General features: G+C 70.4%; 17 protein-coding genes. 9 read left to right on the top strand and 8 right to left on the bottom strand.

The window, feature by feature from the left end; all coding sequences use genetic code 11:
• Positions 1-90: 90 nt before the first annotated feature.
• Complete coding sequence (locus SVTN_RS25975; protein ID WP_041131268.1) at positions 91-414, bottom strand: STAS domain-containing protein; 324 nt, start codon at positions 412-414, stop codon at positions 91-93.
• Between the two features lie 127 nt (positions 415-541).
• Positions 542-1390 carry a 3-hydroxyacyl-CoA dehydrogenase family protein gene (locus tag SVTN_RS25970; RefSeq protein WP_041131267.1) on the bottom strand — a complete coding sequence of 283 codons (849 nt, stop codon included), beginning with the start codon at positions 1388-1390 and terminating at the stop codon, positions 542-544.
• Positions 1391-1622: 232 nt separating this feature from the next.
• On the opposite strand from SVTN_RS25970, the gene SVTN_RS25965 reads away from it, so the two are divergent.
• Genes SVTN_RS25965 through SVTN_RS25955 form a run of 3 tightly spaced genes read left to right on the top strand, consistent with a single transcriptional unit; the run spans position 1623 to position 4480 of the window.
• Complete coding sequence (locus SVTN_RS25965; RefSeq protein WP_063782281.1) at positions 1623-2540, top strand: EamA family transporter; 918 nt, start codon at positions 1623-1625, stop codon at positions 2538-2540.
• On the top strand, positions 2537-3304 hold the full coding sequence (locus SVTN_RS25960) for a hypothetical protein (RefSeq protein ID WP_041131266.1): 768 nt from the start codon (positions 2537-2539) through the stop codon (positions 3302-3304). Before SVTN_RS25965 ends, SVTN_RS25960 begins: the two co-directional genes overlap by 4 nt.
• A gap of 24 nt (positions 3305-3328) precedes the next feature.
• Entirely contained in the window at positions 3329-4480 is a 1152-nt protein-coding gene (locus tag SVTN_RS25955; RefSeq protein ID WP_041131265.1) for a cysteine desulfurase family protein, read from the top strand.
• A gap of 152 nt (positions 4481-4632) precedes the next feature.
• Here SVTN_RS25955 and SVTN_RS25950 read toward each other — a convergent pair whose 3' ends face one another.
• A complete protein-coding gene (locus SVTN_RS25950; RefSeq protein ID WP_041131264.1) occupies positions 4633-5271 on the bottom strand; it encodes a TetR/AcrR family transcriptional regulator in 639 nt (212 codons plus the stop codon).
• A gap of 98 nt (positions 5272-5369) precedes the next feature.
• On the opposite strand from SVTN_RS25950, the gene SVTN_RS25945 reads away from it, so the two are divergent.
• Genes SVTN_RS25945 through SVTN_RS25935 form a run of 3 tightly spaced genes read left to right on the top strand, consistent with a single transcriptional unit; the run spans position 5370 to position 7489 of the window.
• The gene (locus tag SVTN_RS25945; protein ID WP_041134256.1) at positions 5370-6143 is read left to right on the top strand and encodes an ABC transporter ATP-binding protein; all 774 of its coding nucleotides are present in this window, start codon (positions 5370-5372) and stop codon (positions 6141-6143) included.
• Positions 6144-6153: 10 nt separating this feature from the next.
• A complete protein-coding gene (locus SVTN_RS25940) occupies positions 6154-6903 on the top strand; it encodes an ABC transporter permease (protein ID WP_041131263.1) in 750 nt (249 codons plus the stop codon).
• A gap of 13 nt (positions 6904-6916) precedes the next feature.
• The gene (locus SVTN_RS25935) at positions 6917-7489 is read left to right on the top strand and encodes a cob(I)yrinic acid a,c-diamide adenosyltransferase (RefSeq protein ID WP_041131262.1); all 573 of its coding nucleotides are present in this window, start codon (positions 6917-6919) and stop codon (positions 7487-7489) included.
• Here the strand turns inward: SVTN_RS25935 and SVTN_RS25930 are convergent.
• Entirely contained in the window at positions 7486-8154 is a 669-nt protein-coding gene (locus SVTN_RS25930) for a hypothetical protein (protein ID WP_078908500.1), read from the bottom strand. The two genes, SVTN_RS25935 and SVTN_RS25930, sit on opposite strands and share 4 nt — an antisense overlap.
• A 152-nt stretch (positions 8155-8306) precedes the next feature.
• Between SVTN_RS25930 and SVTN_RS25925 the strand changes: the two genes are divergently transcribed.
• The 3 genes from SVTN_RS25925 to SVTN_RS25915 all read left to right on the top strand — a co-directional run bounded on the left by SVTN_RS25925 (position 8307) and on the right by SVTN_RS25915 (position 12092).
• Positions 8307-9488, top strand: a complete 1182-nt coding sequence (locus SVTN_RS25925; RefSeq protein WP_041134254.1) for a sensor histidine kinase — start codon at positions 8307-8309, stop codon at positions 9486-9488.
• Complete coding sequence (locus SVTN_RS25920) at positions 9485-10123, top strand: response regulator (protein ID WP_041131261.1); 639 nt, start codon at positions 9485-9487, stop codon at positions 10121-10123. Before SVTN_RS25925 ends, SVTN_RS25920 begins: the two co-directional genes overlap by 4 nt.
• Before the next feature lie 121 nt (positions 10124-10244).
• A complete protein-coding gene (locus SVTN_RS25915) occupies positions 10245-12092 on the top strand; it encodes a glycoside hydrolase family 18 chitinase (protein ID WP_041131260.1) in 1848 nt (615 codons plus the stop codon).
• 119 nt (positions 12093-12211) lie between these two features.
• Here SVTN_RS25915 and SVTN_RS25910 read toward each other — a convergent pair whose 3' ends face one another.
• The 4 genes from SVTN_RS25910 to SVTN_RS25895 form a co-directional block, all read right to left on the bottom strand.
• A complete protein-coding gene (locus SVTN_RS25910; RefSeq protein WP_041134253.1) occupies positions 12212-12658 on the bottom strand; it encodes a DUF2550 domain-containing protein in 447 nt (148 codons plus the stop codon).
• A gap of 146 nt (positions 12659-12804) precedes the next feature.
• On the bottom strand, positions 12805-13179 hold the full coding sequence (locus tag SVTN_RS25905; RefSeq protein WP_041131259.1) for a F0F1 ATP synthase subunit epsilon: 375 nt from the start codon (positions 13177-13179) through the stop codon (positions 12805-12807).
• 112 nt (positions 13180-13291) lie between these two features.
• The gene (gene atpD / locus SVTN_RS25900) at positions 13292-14734 is read right to left on the bottom strand and encodes a F0F1 ATP synthase subunit beta (RefSeq protein ID WP_041131258.1); all 1443 of its coding nucleotides are present in this window, start codon (positions 14732-14734) and stop codon (positions 13292-13294) included.
• The gene (locus SVTN_RS25895; protein ID WP_041131257.1) at positions 14734-15651 is read right to left on the bottom strand and encodes a F0F1 ATP synthase subunit gamma; all 918 of its coding nucleotides are present in this window, start codon (positions 15649-15651) and stop codon (positions 14734-14736) included. The genes atpD and SVTN_RS25895 overlap by 1 nt, the downstream gene beginning before the upstream one ends.
• Between the last annotated feature and the right edge of the window lie 4 nt (positions 15652-15655).

The following is a 15655-nucleotide window of genomic DNA, read 5'->3' as shown; positions in this document are numbered from 1 at the left end:
CGAGACCAAGACGTCACGGTCTTGTGAGGATTGAGCGTGACGCCTGTTTCACACAGCTGCTTCACACACGACGGGTACCCCCGGGGGGTGTCACACGCGGGGCAGGGACTCCAGGGCGAGGCCGCCCTCGATGGCGAGGATGCGGTGCAGTCGGGTGGCGACGAGGAGCCGCTGCATCTGGGGCGGCACCCCGCGCAGGACGAGGCGCCGGCCGCAGCGGCCGGCCCTCCGGTGGGCGCCCATGATGACGCCGAGTCCGGTCGCGTCCCAGGAGTCGAGTCCGGTCAGGTCGAGCACCAGGTCGCCGACTCCGTCGTCGACGGCCGTGTGCAGGACCGTACGGGCGTCCGCCGCGCTGCGGACGTCGAGGCGGCCCCCGACGACCAGCTCGACGTGGTCGCCCCTGATGTGCATATGCGCTCCCCGAGAGTGCTCCGTCTTCGCAACAACTGACTGCCGCACCGGCAGATACGTTGCGCCTTGTCAGCTAACCGATACCGAAATTCACCCCACGGAGTGAGGGCGGGGTGATGGGTCCGGATCAGTACTTGTAGAAGCCCTGCCCGCTCTTGCGGCCGATGTCACCCGCGTCCACCATCCGGCGCATCAGCTCCGGCGGCGCGAACTTCTCGTCCTGGGACTCGGTGTAGATGTTGTTGGCGGCGTTCACCAGGATGTCGATGCCGGTGAGGTCGGCGGTGGCGAGCGGGCCCATGGCGTGGCCGAAGCCGAGCTTGCAGGCGATGTCGATGTCCTCGGCGGTGGCGACGCCCGACTCGTGGAGCTTGGCGGCCTCGACGACGAGGGCCGAGATGAGGCGGGTGGTGACGAAGCCGGCGACGTCGCGGTTGACGACGATGCAGGTCTTGCCGACGGACTCGGCGAACGCGCGGGCGGTGGCGAGGGTCTCGTCGCTCGTCTTGTAGCCGCGGACCAGCTCGACGAGCTGCATCATCGGGACGGGCGAGAAGAAGTGGACGCCGACGACGGCCTCGGGGCGCTCGGTCACCGCGGCGATCTTGGTGATCGGGATCGCGGAGGTGTTGGAGGCGAGGACGGCGCCGTCCTTCACGATCTTGTCGAGCGAGCGGAAGATGTCGTGCTTGACGTCGAGGTTCTCGAAGACGGCCTCGACGACGACGTCCGCGTCGGCGACGGCGTCGAGCTCGGTGGTGGCGGTGATCCGGCCGAGCGCGGCCTCGGCGTCCTCGGCGGCGAGCTTACCCTTGGCGACGAACTTGTCGTACGACGCCTTGATGCCGTCGGTGCCGCGGGTCAGGGCGGCGTCGGTGACGTCACGCAGGACGACGTCCCAGCCCGCCTGTGCCGAGACCTGTGCGATGCCGGATCCCATGAGTCCGGCCCCGATGACGGCAAGCTTCCTGGCCACGATCTTCCACCCCTCGACAGCTGTTCACTTCTGGCTCTCCGGCGGAGATTAGCGGTCGCGGGGCCCCATGTGACCGCGAAGTAATGCGCGTCACGCCCTCTTTGACGGACGTCACACTCGCGACACCCCTCAGACCCGGCCCGGCACCCCCGTACGGTCGCGGCATACCCCTAGGGGGTATAGAGTCTTCGGCATCCGTCCGGCGGTCGACGCCTGGAGAGGAGGTGCCGTCATGCGTCCGTACGCCCTGGGAGCCGCGCCCGCCCCGCTGCTGCTCCTGACCGGCATGGTCAGCCTGCAGTTCGGGTCCGCCTTCGCCAAACGACTGTTCGAGGAGACGGGGCCGGCCGGCGCGACCCTGCTCCGGCTGCTCATCGCCGCCGCCCTGCTCTGCCTGCTGTCCCGCCCCGCGCCACGGCTCCTGCGCACCCACTGGCGACTGCTGCTCCCGTACGGAGCCGTCTTCACCGTCATGCAGTTCGCCTTCTACGAGGCCACCTCCCGACTCCCGCTCGGCGTCGTCGTGACGCTGGAGTTCAGCGGGCCGCTGCTGCTCGCCGCGCTCACCTCGCGCCGCGCCCTCGACCGGCTCTGGGTCGCGGTCGCGGCGGTCGGGCTCCTCGTGCTCGGCGGGACGCGGGGCATGGACGATCCGGTCGGCCTCGCCGCGAGCCTGCTCACCGGCGCCGCGCTCACCGGGTACATCCTGCTCGGCGCCCGCGTGGGCCGCGCGGTCCCCGGCGGCTCCGGCCTGGCCCTCGGCATCTCGATCGCCGCCGTCCTCGCCCTGCCCACCGCACCGGCGCTCGGCCTGCCCTCCCTCGACGTCCTCCTGCGCCCGGGGGTGCTCGGCACCGCGCTCGCGGTCGCGGTCCTGACGACCGTCATCCCCTTCTCCCTGGAGTTCGCGGCGCTGCGCCGGATGCCGCCCCGGGTCTTCGCCGTGCTGTCCACGGTGGAGCCCGTCATCGCGGCCCTGGTGGGCCTCGCGCTGCTCGGCGAGCACCTCTCCGCCGCCCAGTGGGCCGCCGTGCTCTGCGTGGTGACGGCGGCGGTGGGAACGGCCGTGCCCTCGTCCACCGCCCCGCCCGACCAACCCCCCGCATCATCCGATCGATCCCCGTCCCGGAAGAACGGAGTGCACAGTTGAACACCATTGCCACCCCCCGAACCCGCCACACCGTCCCGCCCCGCGTCGAACCCCTCCTGGAGACCGTCGACCGCTCGGCGCGTTCGGCGTTACTCGTCGCCGGCGGCTACTTCGAAACCGCCGCCGGCATCGGGGAGTTCTCCCTGAGCTCCTTCGCCCTGGCGCAGGAGACCGGCGCCGCCGCCCGCCGTCTGCACCGCGGCAACAAGGTGGTCTACGACGTCATCGTCAACGACCTCGGCATGTCCTGTTCCGACGAGGTCTGTACGTTGCCGGCCGCCCCCTCGGCGCCGGCCGACGTCTCCCCGCTCACCGCCCTCGCGGCCGGTGCCGGGACCTCCTTCACCGTCACCCGCGAGCGCACCCTGCGCAATCGCGCCGCCCGTGCCATGAAGCGCCGGCTGCGCGAACCGGCGGAGCACCCGCTGTTCGTCCTGGAGGGTGACGAGATCCTCTTCCGCTCCCGCCAGTACGCGAAGGTGCTCGCCGGGACCGTCAAGGACGACCACGTCGTCCCGCGCTGCCCGCTGATCGTCGCCGAGTACTTCGCCCGCTACTTCGCCCGGCTGCGGGCCGCCTTCCCGGACTGCGCCCGCCGCCACGTCGTCGACATCAACTCGCTCGCCGACCGGGACAAGGTCACCAAGGGCGCCGAGATCTACCTCCGCACCCAGGCGGACCCCGACGAGGAGATCGTCCTCGTCTTCGCGGACGCGGCCTGCGCCGATCCGATCGCCCTGCCCTACACGGCGTACGACTTCTGACGGCCCTCTGACGGGAGTACAGGTATGGCCACGATCTATCTCGACCATCAGGCGACCACCCCGGCGGACCCCGCGGTCGTCGAGGCGATGAGCTTCGCCGCCACCCACTGCTTCGCCAATCCCTCCAGCCCGCACGCGGCCGGCATCCGCGCCTTCCGCGAGGTGGAGCGGGCGCGCGGGGCCGTCGCCCGGCTGATCGGGGCGGCGCGCAGCGAGATCTACTTCACCTCCGGTGCGACCGAGGGCAACAACCTCGCGATCAAGGGGGTCGTCACGCCCGGCGAGCACCGCCATGTGGTGACGACGGCGGTGGAGCACAAGTCCGTACTCGACAGCTGCCGTTCCCTGCGGGCGGCGGGACACGAGGTGACCGTGCTGCCCGTCGACGGCGAGGGCCGGGTGTCGGCGCGTCAGGTCGCGGCGGCGCTGCGGCCGGACACCGCGCTGGTCTCGGTGATGCTCGCGAACAACGAACTCTCCACCATCCAGCCGGTGGCGGAGATCGGCGCGGTCACGCGCGCCGCCGGGGTGCCGCTGCACTGCGACGCGACCCAGGGCGTGGGCTCGCTGCCCGTCGACGTCCGGGCGCTCGGGGTGGACCTGCTCACCTTCTCCGGACACAAGATCTACGGTCCGAAGGGCGTCGGCGTGCTGTACGTGTCCAACGGCCTGTCCGACCGGGCCCCGCTCGCGCCGCTCCTGCACGGCGGCGGTCAGGAGCGCGGGCTGCGGGCGGGCACGGTCAACACCGCCGCCGTCATCGGCCTGGGCGCGGCCGTCGGCGTCCTCGCGGCGGGCCGGGAGGAGGAGTCGGCCCGGCTCGCCGGGCTGCGGGAGCGGTTCCTGGCCACGCTCGCGGAGCTGGTGCCGTACACCCTGAACAGCGGTACGGGCCCGGGGTTCCTGCCGCACGCGGTGAACCTGTCCTTCGAGGGCACGGACGCCCAGCAGCTGCTCCTGGAGGTCACGGACATCGCCGTGTCGACGGGTTCGGCGTGCAACAGCTCGGCGCAGGAGCCCTCGCACGTCCTGACGGCGGCCGGTCTGGCGCCGGAGCGGATCCGGGGCAGCATCCGGGTGGGCTTCGGCCGCTTCACCACGGAGGAGGACGCGGTCCGCGCGGCCCGCGCGCTCGCGGCGGGCGTCTCGGGCCCGGCGGCCCGGACGGCCGCCTGACACCTTGAGGTCGCGGTGCACGAACGGGCTCAGCCGCCTGACACCTTGAGGTCGCGGCATGCGAACGGGCTCAGCCGCCTGACGCCCTGAGGTCGCGGTGCACGAACGGGCTCAGCCGCCTGACACCCTGAAGTCGCGGTGCGCGAACGGGCTCAGCCCTCGCGCACCGCGTACGTCAGGACCTTCTCGCTCAGCAGTTCCTCGATCTCGTCGAGGAGGACGAGGGCCTCGCGGGAGACGGTGGTCGCCTTGCGTCCGGCGGTCATCTCGCCGGTGATGTAGCCGACGACGGCACTCTCGACCCAGGCGAGCTGGCCGCCGACGAGCAGCGGCAGCGGATCGTCGGCGGCGGCGCCGGTCTCCTCGCGGAGGGTGGTGACGACGGCCTCCTGGACCTGGTCCCGCAGCTGGAAGAGGCGGGCCTTGAGGGTGGGCGCGTGCTCGATGACGTTCATGAAGCGGTCGAAGCCGTCCATGAGTCCGTACGCCGGGGAGACGGCCCCGATGTCCTGGCGCAGCTCGCGCAGGACCGCCTGGGCGGCGGACTCGCCCCGGTCGCGGCCGCGGATCATCCGCGCGAGGCGCAGGGTGACGCCGTCCATCCGGTCGAGGAAGAGGTCCTCCTTCGCCGGGAAGTAGTTGTACACGGTGTTGACGGAGACGTCCGCCGCCTCCGCGACGTCCGCGACGGTCACGGCCGTGAAGCCGTGCTCCAGGAAGAGCCCGGTCGCGATGTCGGAGATCCGCTGCTTCGTCTCGCGCTTCTTGCGTTCCCTGAGTCCCTCGGCCATGGACCCATCGTAGGCAATCCTAGGCTCCCTGAAATTTCGGTGCCTCTGAATTTTTGGTGGCGTTGCAAAATTTCAGTGACTCTGTTTTTGTGGTCGCCATGCCCATCATCAGCACGTCCGGACTCGCCCGGACCTTCACGACCAGGAACGGCCCCGTGGAGGCCGTCCGGGGGGTCGACCTCACCGTGCGGCCCGGCGAGATCCTCGGACTCCTCGGCCCCAACGGCGCCGGCAAGACCACCACCCTCCGGATGCTCACGACACTCCTCCCGCCCACCGGCGGCGCCGCCACCGTCGCCGGCCACGACCTCGTCGGCGACCCCGCCGCCGTACGCCGGTGCATCGGGTACGTCGCCCAGTCCGGCGGCCTCGACCCCCAGGAGACCGTCCGCTCCGAGCTCGTCACGCAGGGCAGGCTCTACGGCCTCGACCGGGCGCGCGCGGCGGCCCGCGCCGAGGAACTCGCGGCCGACCTCGGCCTCACCGAGCTCCTCGACCGGAAGACCCCGGCGCTCTCCGGCGGCCAGCGCCGCCGCGTCGACCTCGCGATGGGACTCACCCACCGCCCGGAGCTCCTCTTCCTCGACGAGCCGACGACCGGCCTCGACCCCGGCAGCCGCGCCGACCTGTGGGCGCTGGTGCGACGCCTCCGCGACGAGCACGGCACCACCGTCGTCCTCACCACGCACTACCTCGACGAGGCCGACGCGCTCGCCGACCGGCTCGTGATCGTGGACAAGGGCACGGTCGTCGCCGAGGACACCCCCGCAGGACTCAAGGCCGCGCACGGCGTGACCACCCTCCAGGAGGCCTTCCTCGCCGTCACCGGCCGCGGCCCGGCCCCCGTCGACACCACCCCCGTAGCGGTCTAGGAGACCCGTGATGCTGTTCCGCGACACCGCGCTGCTCTTCGGGCGCTACGCCCGCCAGACCCTGCGCTCCCCGTTCCAGATCTTCTTCGGCGCCCTGATGCCGCTGCTCTACCTGCTCTTCTTCGGACCGCTGCTCACCGGCCTCCCGCTGGGCCGCGAGGGCGACTCCTGGCAGATCCTCGTCCCCGGCCTGCTGCTCCAGCTCGGCCTCTTCGGCGCCTCGTTCGCCGGCTTCTCGATCATCATGGAGAAGAACTGGGGCGTGTTCGACCGGATGCGGGTCACCCCGGTGAGCCGGCTCGCCCTGCTCCTCGGCCGGGTCCTGCGGGACGCCGCGCTCTTCGTCTTCCAGGCCGTCCTGCTCGTCCTGGTGGCGATCCCCATGGGCCTGCGGGCACCCGTCGCCGGGATCCTCGCCGGCTTCGGCTTCGTCGCCCTGCTCTCCGCCGCGCTCGCCTCCCTCTCGTACGCGCTCGCCCTGAAGCTGCGCACCCCGCAGGAGTTCGGCCCCGCGATCAACACGCTCGCGATGCCGGCGATGCTGCTCTCGGGCCTGATGCTGCCGATGGCCCTCGCCCCCGGCTGGCTCGACGTGCTCTCGCACTTCATGCCGTTCCGCTATCTGGTGGACGCGGTCCGGGAGGCGTACACCGGCCACTACACGACGCCGACCATGCTGTACGGGGCGCTCGTCGCCCTCGGACTGACGGCGCTCGCCGTGACGGTCGGCACACGCACGTTCCGGAGCGCCGGAGCGTAACTACGCTGGACCCATGGTCAATCTGACGCGCATCTACACCCGTACCGGCGACAAGGGCACCACGGCGCTCGGCGACATGAGCCGGACCGCCAAGACGGATCTGCGGATCTCGGCCTACGCCGATGCCAACGAGGCCAACGCCGCCATCGGGACGGCCATCGCCCTCGGGCAGCTCGACGAGGAGCTGGTGAAGGTCCTGGTCCGGATCCAGAACGACCTCTTCGACGTGGGCGCCGACCTCTGCACGCCGGTGGTGGAGAACCCCGAGTACCCGCCGCTGCGCGTCGAGCAGTCCTACGTCGACAAGCTGGAGGCCGACTGCGACCGCTTCCTGGAGCAGTTGGACAAGCTGCGCTCCTTCATCCTGCCGGGCGGCACGCCCGGGGCGGCCCTGCTGCACCAGGCCTGCACGGTGGTCCGGCGGGCGGAGCGCTCCACGTGGGCGGCCCTGGAGGTGCACGGCGAGACGATGAACGCCCTGACGGCCACCTATCTCAACCGGCTCTCCGACCTTCTGTTCATCCTGGCCAGGACGGCCAACAAGGAGGTCGGTGACGTGCTCTGGGTGCCCGGCGGAGATCGCTAGGCCGAATTCCGGGCATGCCCTTGCCGGGGGTCCGGGGGTTGTCCCCCGGGGGATGCAGCATTCTTGCCCGCACCGCGAACAAGGAGGTCGGGGACGTGCTCTGGGTCCCGGGCGGCGACCGCTGAACCGGAGTCCGGGTCCTTCTTCCGCCAGATCAGGTAGCTGAGCGCGATCAGGCCGTGGATGCCGACCGCCCGCCAGGCGGCGAACATCCAGCTCCAGAGGCTGTCGGTGTTCCCGGCGTCGCCGACGTACCAGACCGCGAGGAGCAGCAGGACGGTGGCGACGGCGCCGCCCACCAGCGAGCCCAGCCAGACCCTGCCCTCGTGGCGGGCGCGCGCCATGCCGTACCGGGGCGGCTTCGGGGGCGGCGGGCCGCCGCCGAGGCGGTGGGCGGCGTGCCCGTCGAGCCACTTCACGGTGCGGTGGCCGTGGCCGACGGTGTAACCGATGTAGAGGGCGGCGAGGCCGTGCTCCCAGCCGGGATCGGCGCCGTTCTTGAGGTCGATCGCGGTGACGACGAGGAGCACGACCTCCAGGAGCGGCTCGCACAGCAGCAGTGCCATACCCGTCCGGGGCATCTTCAGGAGGTAGCGGGTGGCGAGGCCGGCGGCCAGCAGGACCCAGAAGCCGACCTCGCAGATGACGATCAGCGTGACGATCACGGCGGTTCCCCTTTCGGTGCCCCTTCAGCGTCCCGTGGGTCCGCGCCCGGTTCGTCGTCGCCGATGAGGAACCGCGTCTACATCCTTCGATGGAGGGACGGATCGGCCCGAGCGAGGAGGTACGCGCGCGTGGCGCCGTGTTGGATGAGTACGTGACACTCCCCCGCCCGCACCGCGTCGACCTGCTCATCGCCGCCATCGGCCTCGTAGGTGGTCTGCTCCTCTGGTTCTTCGGCCTGCACACCCAGGTGGACCGGCTGTTCACCGAGCGCTGGGCGACCCTGGTGCCGCTCGTGGTGATGGCCGGGTGCGAGGCGGTGCGCCGGACGGCGCCCCGGGCGGCGCTGACCGTCGGCACGCTCGCGATCGTCGCGGACCAGTTCACGTACGGGAGCCTGGCCACCGTCCTGATGTTCACGGACGTCGTCTACGCGGCCGTCGTGTACGGGCCGACCGCCCACGCCCGCCGCGTCCCGTACTCCACCGGCCTGGTCACGGTCGGGGTGACGATCGGCTTCCTGGTCTGGTGGCAGAACGCCTACGCGCTGCTCGTCGGGGTCATCACCGGCATGATCTCCTTCCTCCCGGCGATCACGGGCGCGATCGTCCGCAACCACCGGGAGGCGGCGGACGCCGCCCGGCTGAGGGCCGAACAGACCGCGCTGCTCGCCGAGATGGACCGGGCGCAGGCGGTGGTGGCCGAGCGGGCACGGATGGCACGGGAGTTGCACGACATGGTGGCGAACCACCTGTCGGCGATCGCGATCCACTCCACGGCCGCGCTCTCCCTCGACGAACCGACCACCACCCGGCAGGCCCTGACGGTGATCCGGGAGAACAGCGTGGCGGGCCTCGCCGAGATGCGGCGGCTGATCGGGCTGCTCCGGGACAGCAGCGGGGACGGGGAGCCGGGGGCGGTGCCGAGCCTCGACGCGCTGGACGGTCTGCTCGCCCGGGCCCGTACCAACGGCTCGTCCGGCGGTCTGGAGTTCGTACTGGAGGACACCCGGCCCCCGGACGGAGCCGCCCTGCCGGCGCCGGTGGAGCTGGCCGCGTACAGGATCGTGCAGGAGTCCCTGACCAACGCGGTGAAGCACGCCTCCCCCGGTACGGTCACCGTGCGGGTGGGACGGAGCGACGGGGTCCTGACGGTGGCCGTCGACTCGCCGTACGGGAAGCGGCCGGGGCCGTCGGCGCCCGGGACGGGTTCGGGTCTGGTGGGGATGCGAGAGCGCGCGGAGCTGCTCGGCGGGGAGTTCCGGGCGGCGGCCGCGGGAGCGGTCTGGCAGGTGCGGGCCGTGCTGCCCGCGGACGAGAAGGCGGGGAACGCATGACGATCCGGGTGGTGGTGGCCGAGGACCAGTCGGCGGTACGGGCGGGGCTCGTGCTGATCCTGGGCAGCGCGCCGGACATCGAGGTGGTCGGCGAGGCCGCGGACGGCGAGCGGGCGGTGGAGCTCGCCCGCGAACTGCGCCCGAACCTGGTCCTGATGGATGTGCAGATGCCCCGGATGGACGGGGTGACGGCGACCCGTCTGGTGGTGTCGGAGGGTCTCGCCGACGTGCTCGTCCTGACGACCTTCGACCTCGACGAGTACGTCTTCGGGGCACTGCGGGCCGGGGCCTCGGGCTTCCTGCTGAAGGACACGGACGCGAAGGACCTGATCACGGCGGTGCGGACGGTGGGGCGCGGCGAGGGGCTGATCGCCCCGGCGGTGACGCGGCGGCTGATCGCGGAGTTCGCGGCTCCGAGCCGTCCGGTGGCGGACGCGGCCGTACTGGACGTGCTGACGCCCCGGGAGCGGGAGGTGCTGTCGGCGCTCGGCCTGGGTCTGTCGAACGCGGAGATCGCGGTACGCCTGGACATGGCGGAGGCGACGGCGAAGACGCACGTCAGCAAGGTGCTCGGGAAGCTGGAGCTGCGGAGCCGGGTCCAAGCGGCCGTATTGGCACAGGAGTTGGGGATTTAGCAGATCTTTGCCGACGTTGGTCTGGACCTCTTGACGATTGGTCCAGACCTTCCTACGCTCGCGGGGCGCGCGCACCTTCGGACCACCCCCACCTTGTCCGTCCGCAACTTGAGGAGCACCGTTGAGCACTCAAGCACCGACGCGCAGAGCAGGGTTCAGACACCGGACCGCCGCCGGACTGACCGCCCTGATCCTGCCCCTGGCCGCCATGGTCGGCCTCGCCTCCCCCGCCGAGGCCGCCGCATCGGCCACCGCGACCTACACCAAGACCCAGGACTGGGGCACCGGCTTCGGCGCCAACTGGACCATCAAGAACACCGGCACCACCACCATCAACTCCTGGACCGTCGAGTGGGACTACCCCTCCGGCACCGCCGTCACCTCCGCCTGGGACGCGGACGTCACCAGCTCCGGCACCCACTGGACCGCCAAGAACAAGTCGTACAACGGCACCCTCGCCCCCGGCGCCTCCGTCTCCTTCGGCTACAACGGCGCAGGCCCCGGCGCGCCCAGCGGCTGTAAGATCAACGGCACTCCCTGCGACGGCACCACCCAGCCGGGCGACAACCCGCCCTCGGCCCCCGGCACCCCGGTCGCCTCGAACGTCACCGACACCTCGGCGAAGCTCACCTGGACCGCGGCCACCGACGACAAGGGCGTCAAGAACTACGACGTGCTGCGCGACGGCACCAAGGTGACCACCACCACCGGCCTCACCTTCACGGACAGCGGCCTCACCGCCGGCACCGACTACTCGTACACGGTCGTCGCCCGCGACACCATCGACCAGACCGGCCCCGCCGCCGGACCGGTCGCCGTCCACACCACGGGCGGAGGCGGCGGCACCCCGCCCCCGAACGTCGTGAAGATGGGCTACTTCACCAACTGGGGCGTCTACGGCCGCAACTACCACGTGAAGAACATCGTGACCTCGGGCTCCGCGTCCAAGATCACCCACATCAACTACGCCTTCGGCAACGTCACCGGCGGCAAGTGCACCATCGGCGACTCCTACGCCGACTACGACAAGGCCTACACCGCCGACCAGTCCGTCGACGGCGTCGCCGACACCTGGGACCAGCCGCTGCGCGGCAACTTCAACCAGCTCCGCAAGCTGAAGAAGCTCTACCCGAACATCAAGGTCATCTGGTCCTTCGGCGGCTGGACCTGGTCCGGCGGCTTCGGCCAGGCCGTGCAGAACCCGGCCGCCTTCGCCCAGTCCTGCTACGACCTGGTCGAGGACCCGCGCTGGGCCGACGTCTTCGACGGCATCGACCTGGACTGGGAGTACCCCAACGCCTGCGGTCTGTCCTGCGACACCAGCGGCGCGGCCGCCTTCAAGAACATGGTGCAGGCCATGCGCGCCAAGTTCGGCGCGAACGCCCTGGTCACCGCGGCCGTCACGGCCGACGCCTCCGCCGGCGGCAAGATCGACGCCTCCGACTACGCGGGCGCCGCGCCGTACATGAACTGGTTCAACGTCATGACGTACGACTTCTTCGGCGCCTGGGCGGCGCAGGGTCCGACGGCCCCGCACTCCCCGCTCACCTCGTACGCCGGCATCCCGCAGGCGGGCTTCAACTCCGCCGAGGCGATCGCCAAGTTCAAGGCCAAGGGCGTCCCCGCCAGCAAGCTGCTGCTCGGCATCGGCTTCTACGGCCGCGGCTGGACCGGCGTCACCCAGTCCGCCCCCGGCGGCACGGCGACGGGCCCGGCGCAGGGCACGTACGAGCAGGGCATCGAGGACTACAAGGTCCTCAAGAACTCCTGCCCGGCCAACGGCACCGTCGCGGGCACGGCGTACGCCCACTGCGGCACCAACTGGTGGAGCTACGACACCCCCGCCACCGTGAACTCGAAGATGAGCTGGGCCAAGAACCAGGGCCTCGGCGGAGCGTTCTTCTGGGAGTTCAGCGGTGACACCAGCAACGGCGAGCTGGTCGGCGCCATCAACACCGGCCTGAGCTAGGGCACGAAAAAAGAAGCGGGGACGACGCAGCACGCCGTCCCCGCTTCTTCATGCCTCAGGCGACATTGACCCTCCCCCAGACTTCGTCCGGGGGGACCCCCATTCAACGGGCAAGGAATCTAAGCGACATTCACCCGTTGCCCAGGAGGCGCCGCCTCCAGCCAGGCCATGAAACCCGTCCGGGCGTCCTCGCTCATCGCGAGCTCCAGGCGGACGCCCTCGTACATACAGGGCTGGATCACGGAGTCGGAGAGCAGCGCGAGCTCCTCCTCGCCCTCCGGCATCCGGCGCTCCAGGGCCACGATGGACGAGCGCGCGAGGACCCGGCGCGGGCGGGGCGAGTACGAGAAGACACGGAACCAGGCGATCTCGTCACCGCTGTAGCGGGCGACGCCGTACACCCAGCCCTTGCCGGTGGGATCCGGCTCGTCGGGGACGTTCCAGTGCAGCGAACAGTCGAAGGTGCCGCCGGCGCGCTGGATCAGTCTCCGGCGCAAGCCGAAGACGAAGAGCCCGATCACCACCAGTGCGACGACGATGCCGCACACGAGCAGAGCGAGGAACATCTTCACCGACCTCCTCGCTGCGTCCCGTGGCCGGCACGGCCGGCAGAACCGAATACAACCTGCATCTGCATCGCCTCAGCCGCGACACGGTCCGGAAAATTCCGGATCGTGCCGCGGCTGAGGGCACTCCTACTCGGTGCGGTCCGCTAGCGGACCGCTACCGCGCGCAGCCGGACCTCGGCGCGCCGCTCGGCGGCGGCGTCCGACTCCGTCTTCGCACGCTCCAGCGCGCGCTCGGCACGCTGGGCGTCGATCTCGTCCGCCAGCTCGCAGATCTCCGCGAGCAGGGACAGCTTGTCGTCGGCGAACGAGATGAATCCGCCGTGGACGGCGGCGATGACGGTCCCGCCCTCGCTCGTACGGATGGTCACCGGGCCCGACTCCAGCACACCGAGCAGCGGCTGGTGGCCGGGCATGACGCCGATGTCGCCGGAGGTGGTACGCGCGATGACCAGGGTGGCCTCGCCGGACCAGACACTCCGGTCCGCGGCGACCAGCTCGACGTGCAGCTCAGCAGCCAAGGGTGGCTCCTCGGGTCACCACCCGGCGGTCGTGCCGGGTGTTGGGGTCAATTCTAGGGGGCGTGGAGAGGGGGACGGGACGGATCCCGTCCCCCTCGGGCGAGCACGGGGCTCAGGAGACGCCGAGCTCCTTGGCGTTGTTCTTGAGGTCCTCAAGGCCACCGCACATGAAGAACGCCTGCTCCGGGAAGTGGTCGAACTCACCGTCGCAGATCGCGTTGAACGCGGCGATCGACTCGTCGAGCGGAACGTCCGAACCGTCCACGCCGGTGAACTGCTTCGCCGCGTGGGTGTTCTGGGACAGGAAGCGCTCGACACGGCGGGCGCGGTGGACAACGAGCTTGTCCTCCTCGCTCAGCTCGTCGATACCGAGGATCGCGATGATGTCCTGGAGGTCCTTGTACTTCTGCAGGATCCCCTTGACGCGCGTGGCGGCGTCGTAGTGCTCCTGCGCGATGTAGCGCGGGTCCAGGATCCGGGACGTGGAGTCCAGCGGGTCCACGGCCGGGTAGATGCCCTTCTCGGAGATCGGACGGGAGAGAACCGTCGTCGCGTCGAGGTGGGCGAAGGTGGTCGCCGGCGCCGGGTCGGTGAGGTCGTCGGCGGGGACGTAGATCGCCTGCATCGAGGTGATCGAGTGACCACGGGTCGAGGTGATGCGCTCCTGGAGGAGACCCATCTCGTCGGCCAGGTTCGGCTGGTAACCCACCGCGGAGGGCATGCGGCCGAGCAGGGTCGAGACCTCGGAACCGGCCTGCGTGAAGCGGAAGATGTTGTCGATGAAGAACAGCACGTCCTGCTTCTGCACATCGCGGAAGTACTCCGCCATGGTCAGACCGGCGAGGGCCACACGGAGACGGGTGCCCGGGGGCTCGTCCATCTGGCCGAAGACAAGGGCGGTCTTGTCGAGGACGCCCGAGTCCTCCATCTCCGCGATGAGGTCGTTGCCCTCACGCGTACGCTCACCGACACCGGCGAACACGGAAACACCCTCGTGCAGCTTCGCCACACGCATGATCATTTCCTGGATCAGAACGGTCTTGCCGACACCGGCACCACCGAACAGACCGATCTTTCCACCCTTGACGTACGGGGTGAGAAGGTCGACGACCTTCAGGCCGGTCTCGAACATCTCGGTCTTCGACTCGAGCTGGTCGAACGCCGGGGCCTTGCGGTGGATGGACCAGCGCTCGCCGACCTCGGACTCGGCCTCGGGCTCGTTCAGGATCTGGCCCAGCGTGTTGAACACGCGACCCTTGGTGACGTCGCCGACGGGCACCGTGATGCCGTCGCCGGTGTCGACCACGGGGGCCTGGCGGACCAGACCGTCGGTGGGCTGCATCGAGATGGTGCGGACGATGCCGTCACCGAGGTGCTGCGCGACCTCGAGGGTCAGCGTCTTGAGCGCGCCCTCCTCGGCCGGGTCGGCGACCTGGACGTGCAGGGCGTTGTAGATCTCCGGCATCGCGTCGACGGGGAACTCCACGTCGACGACCGGGCCGATGACCCGGGCGACGCGGCCCGTGGCGGCGGCCGTCTCAACAGAGGTCGTCATTACTTGTCACTCCCCGCGGTCGCGTCGGCCAGGGCTGCGGTGCCACCGACGATCTCGCTGATTTCCTGGGTGATTTCGGCCTGGCGGGCCGCGTTGGCAAGTCGGGAGAGGTTGTTGATCAAGTCTCCCGCGTTGTCGGTGGCCGACTTCATCGCGCGGCGCGTGGCGGCGTGCTTGGAGGCAGCCGACTGGAGCAGCGCGTTGTAGATACGGCTCTCGACGTAGCGCGGCAGAAGGGCGTCCAGGACGTCCTCCGCCGACGGCTCGAAGTCGTACAGCGGACGGAGGGTGTCCGGCTCGCCGGCCTCCTTCGCCACCTCGTCGAGGCTGAGGGGCAGCAGCCGGGCCTCGACCGCCGTCTGGGTCATCATCGAGACGAACTCGGTGTAGACGATGTGGAGCTCGTCCACACCACCCTCGGCCGTGTCCTTCTCGATCGCCTCGATCAGCGGTGCCGCGATCTTCTTGGCGTCCGCGTACGTGGGCTCGTCCGTGAAGCCGGTCCACGTGTCGGTCAGCTTCCGCTCACGGAAGTTGAAGTGCGAGACACCACGGCGGCCGACGACGTAGATGTCGACCGTGCGGCCCTCGCCCTCCAGCTTCGCGATGAGCTTCTCCGCCGCCTTGATGGCGTTGGAGTTGAAGGCACCGGCCAGACCGCGGTCGCTCGAGAGGAGCAGGACCGCGGCACGGCTCGGGTTCTCCGCCTCGGTGGTCAGCGGGTGCTTGTCGTTCGCACCCGTGGCCACCGCCGTGACCGCGCGCGTGAGCTCGGTCGCGTACGGAGTCGACGCCTGCACCTTGCGCTGCGCCTTGACGACACGCGAGGCGGCGATCATCTCCATCGCCTTGGTGATCTTCTTCGTCGCGGTGACGGATTTGATGCGACGCTTGTAGACCCGGAGCTGCGCTCCCATGAGT

The sequence above is a fragment of the Streptomyces vietnamensis genome (assembly GCF_000830005.1).
Lineage (GTDB): Bacteria > Actinomycetota > Actinomycetes > Streptomycetales > Streptomycetaceae > Streptomyces > Streptomyces vietnamensis.
This window is presented reverse-complemented; position numbering and strand designations above follow the sequence as displayed.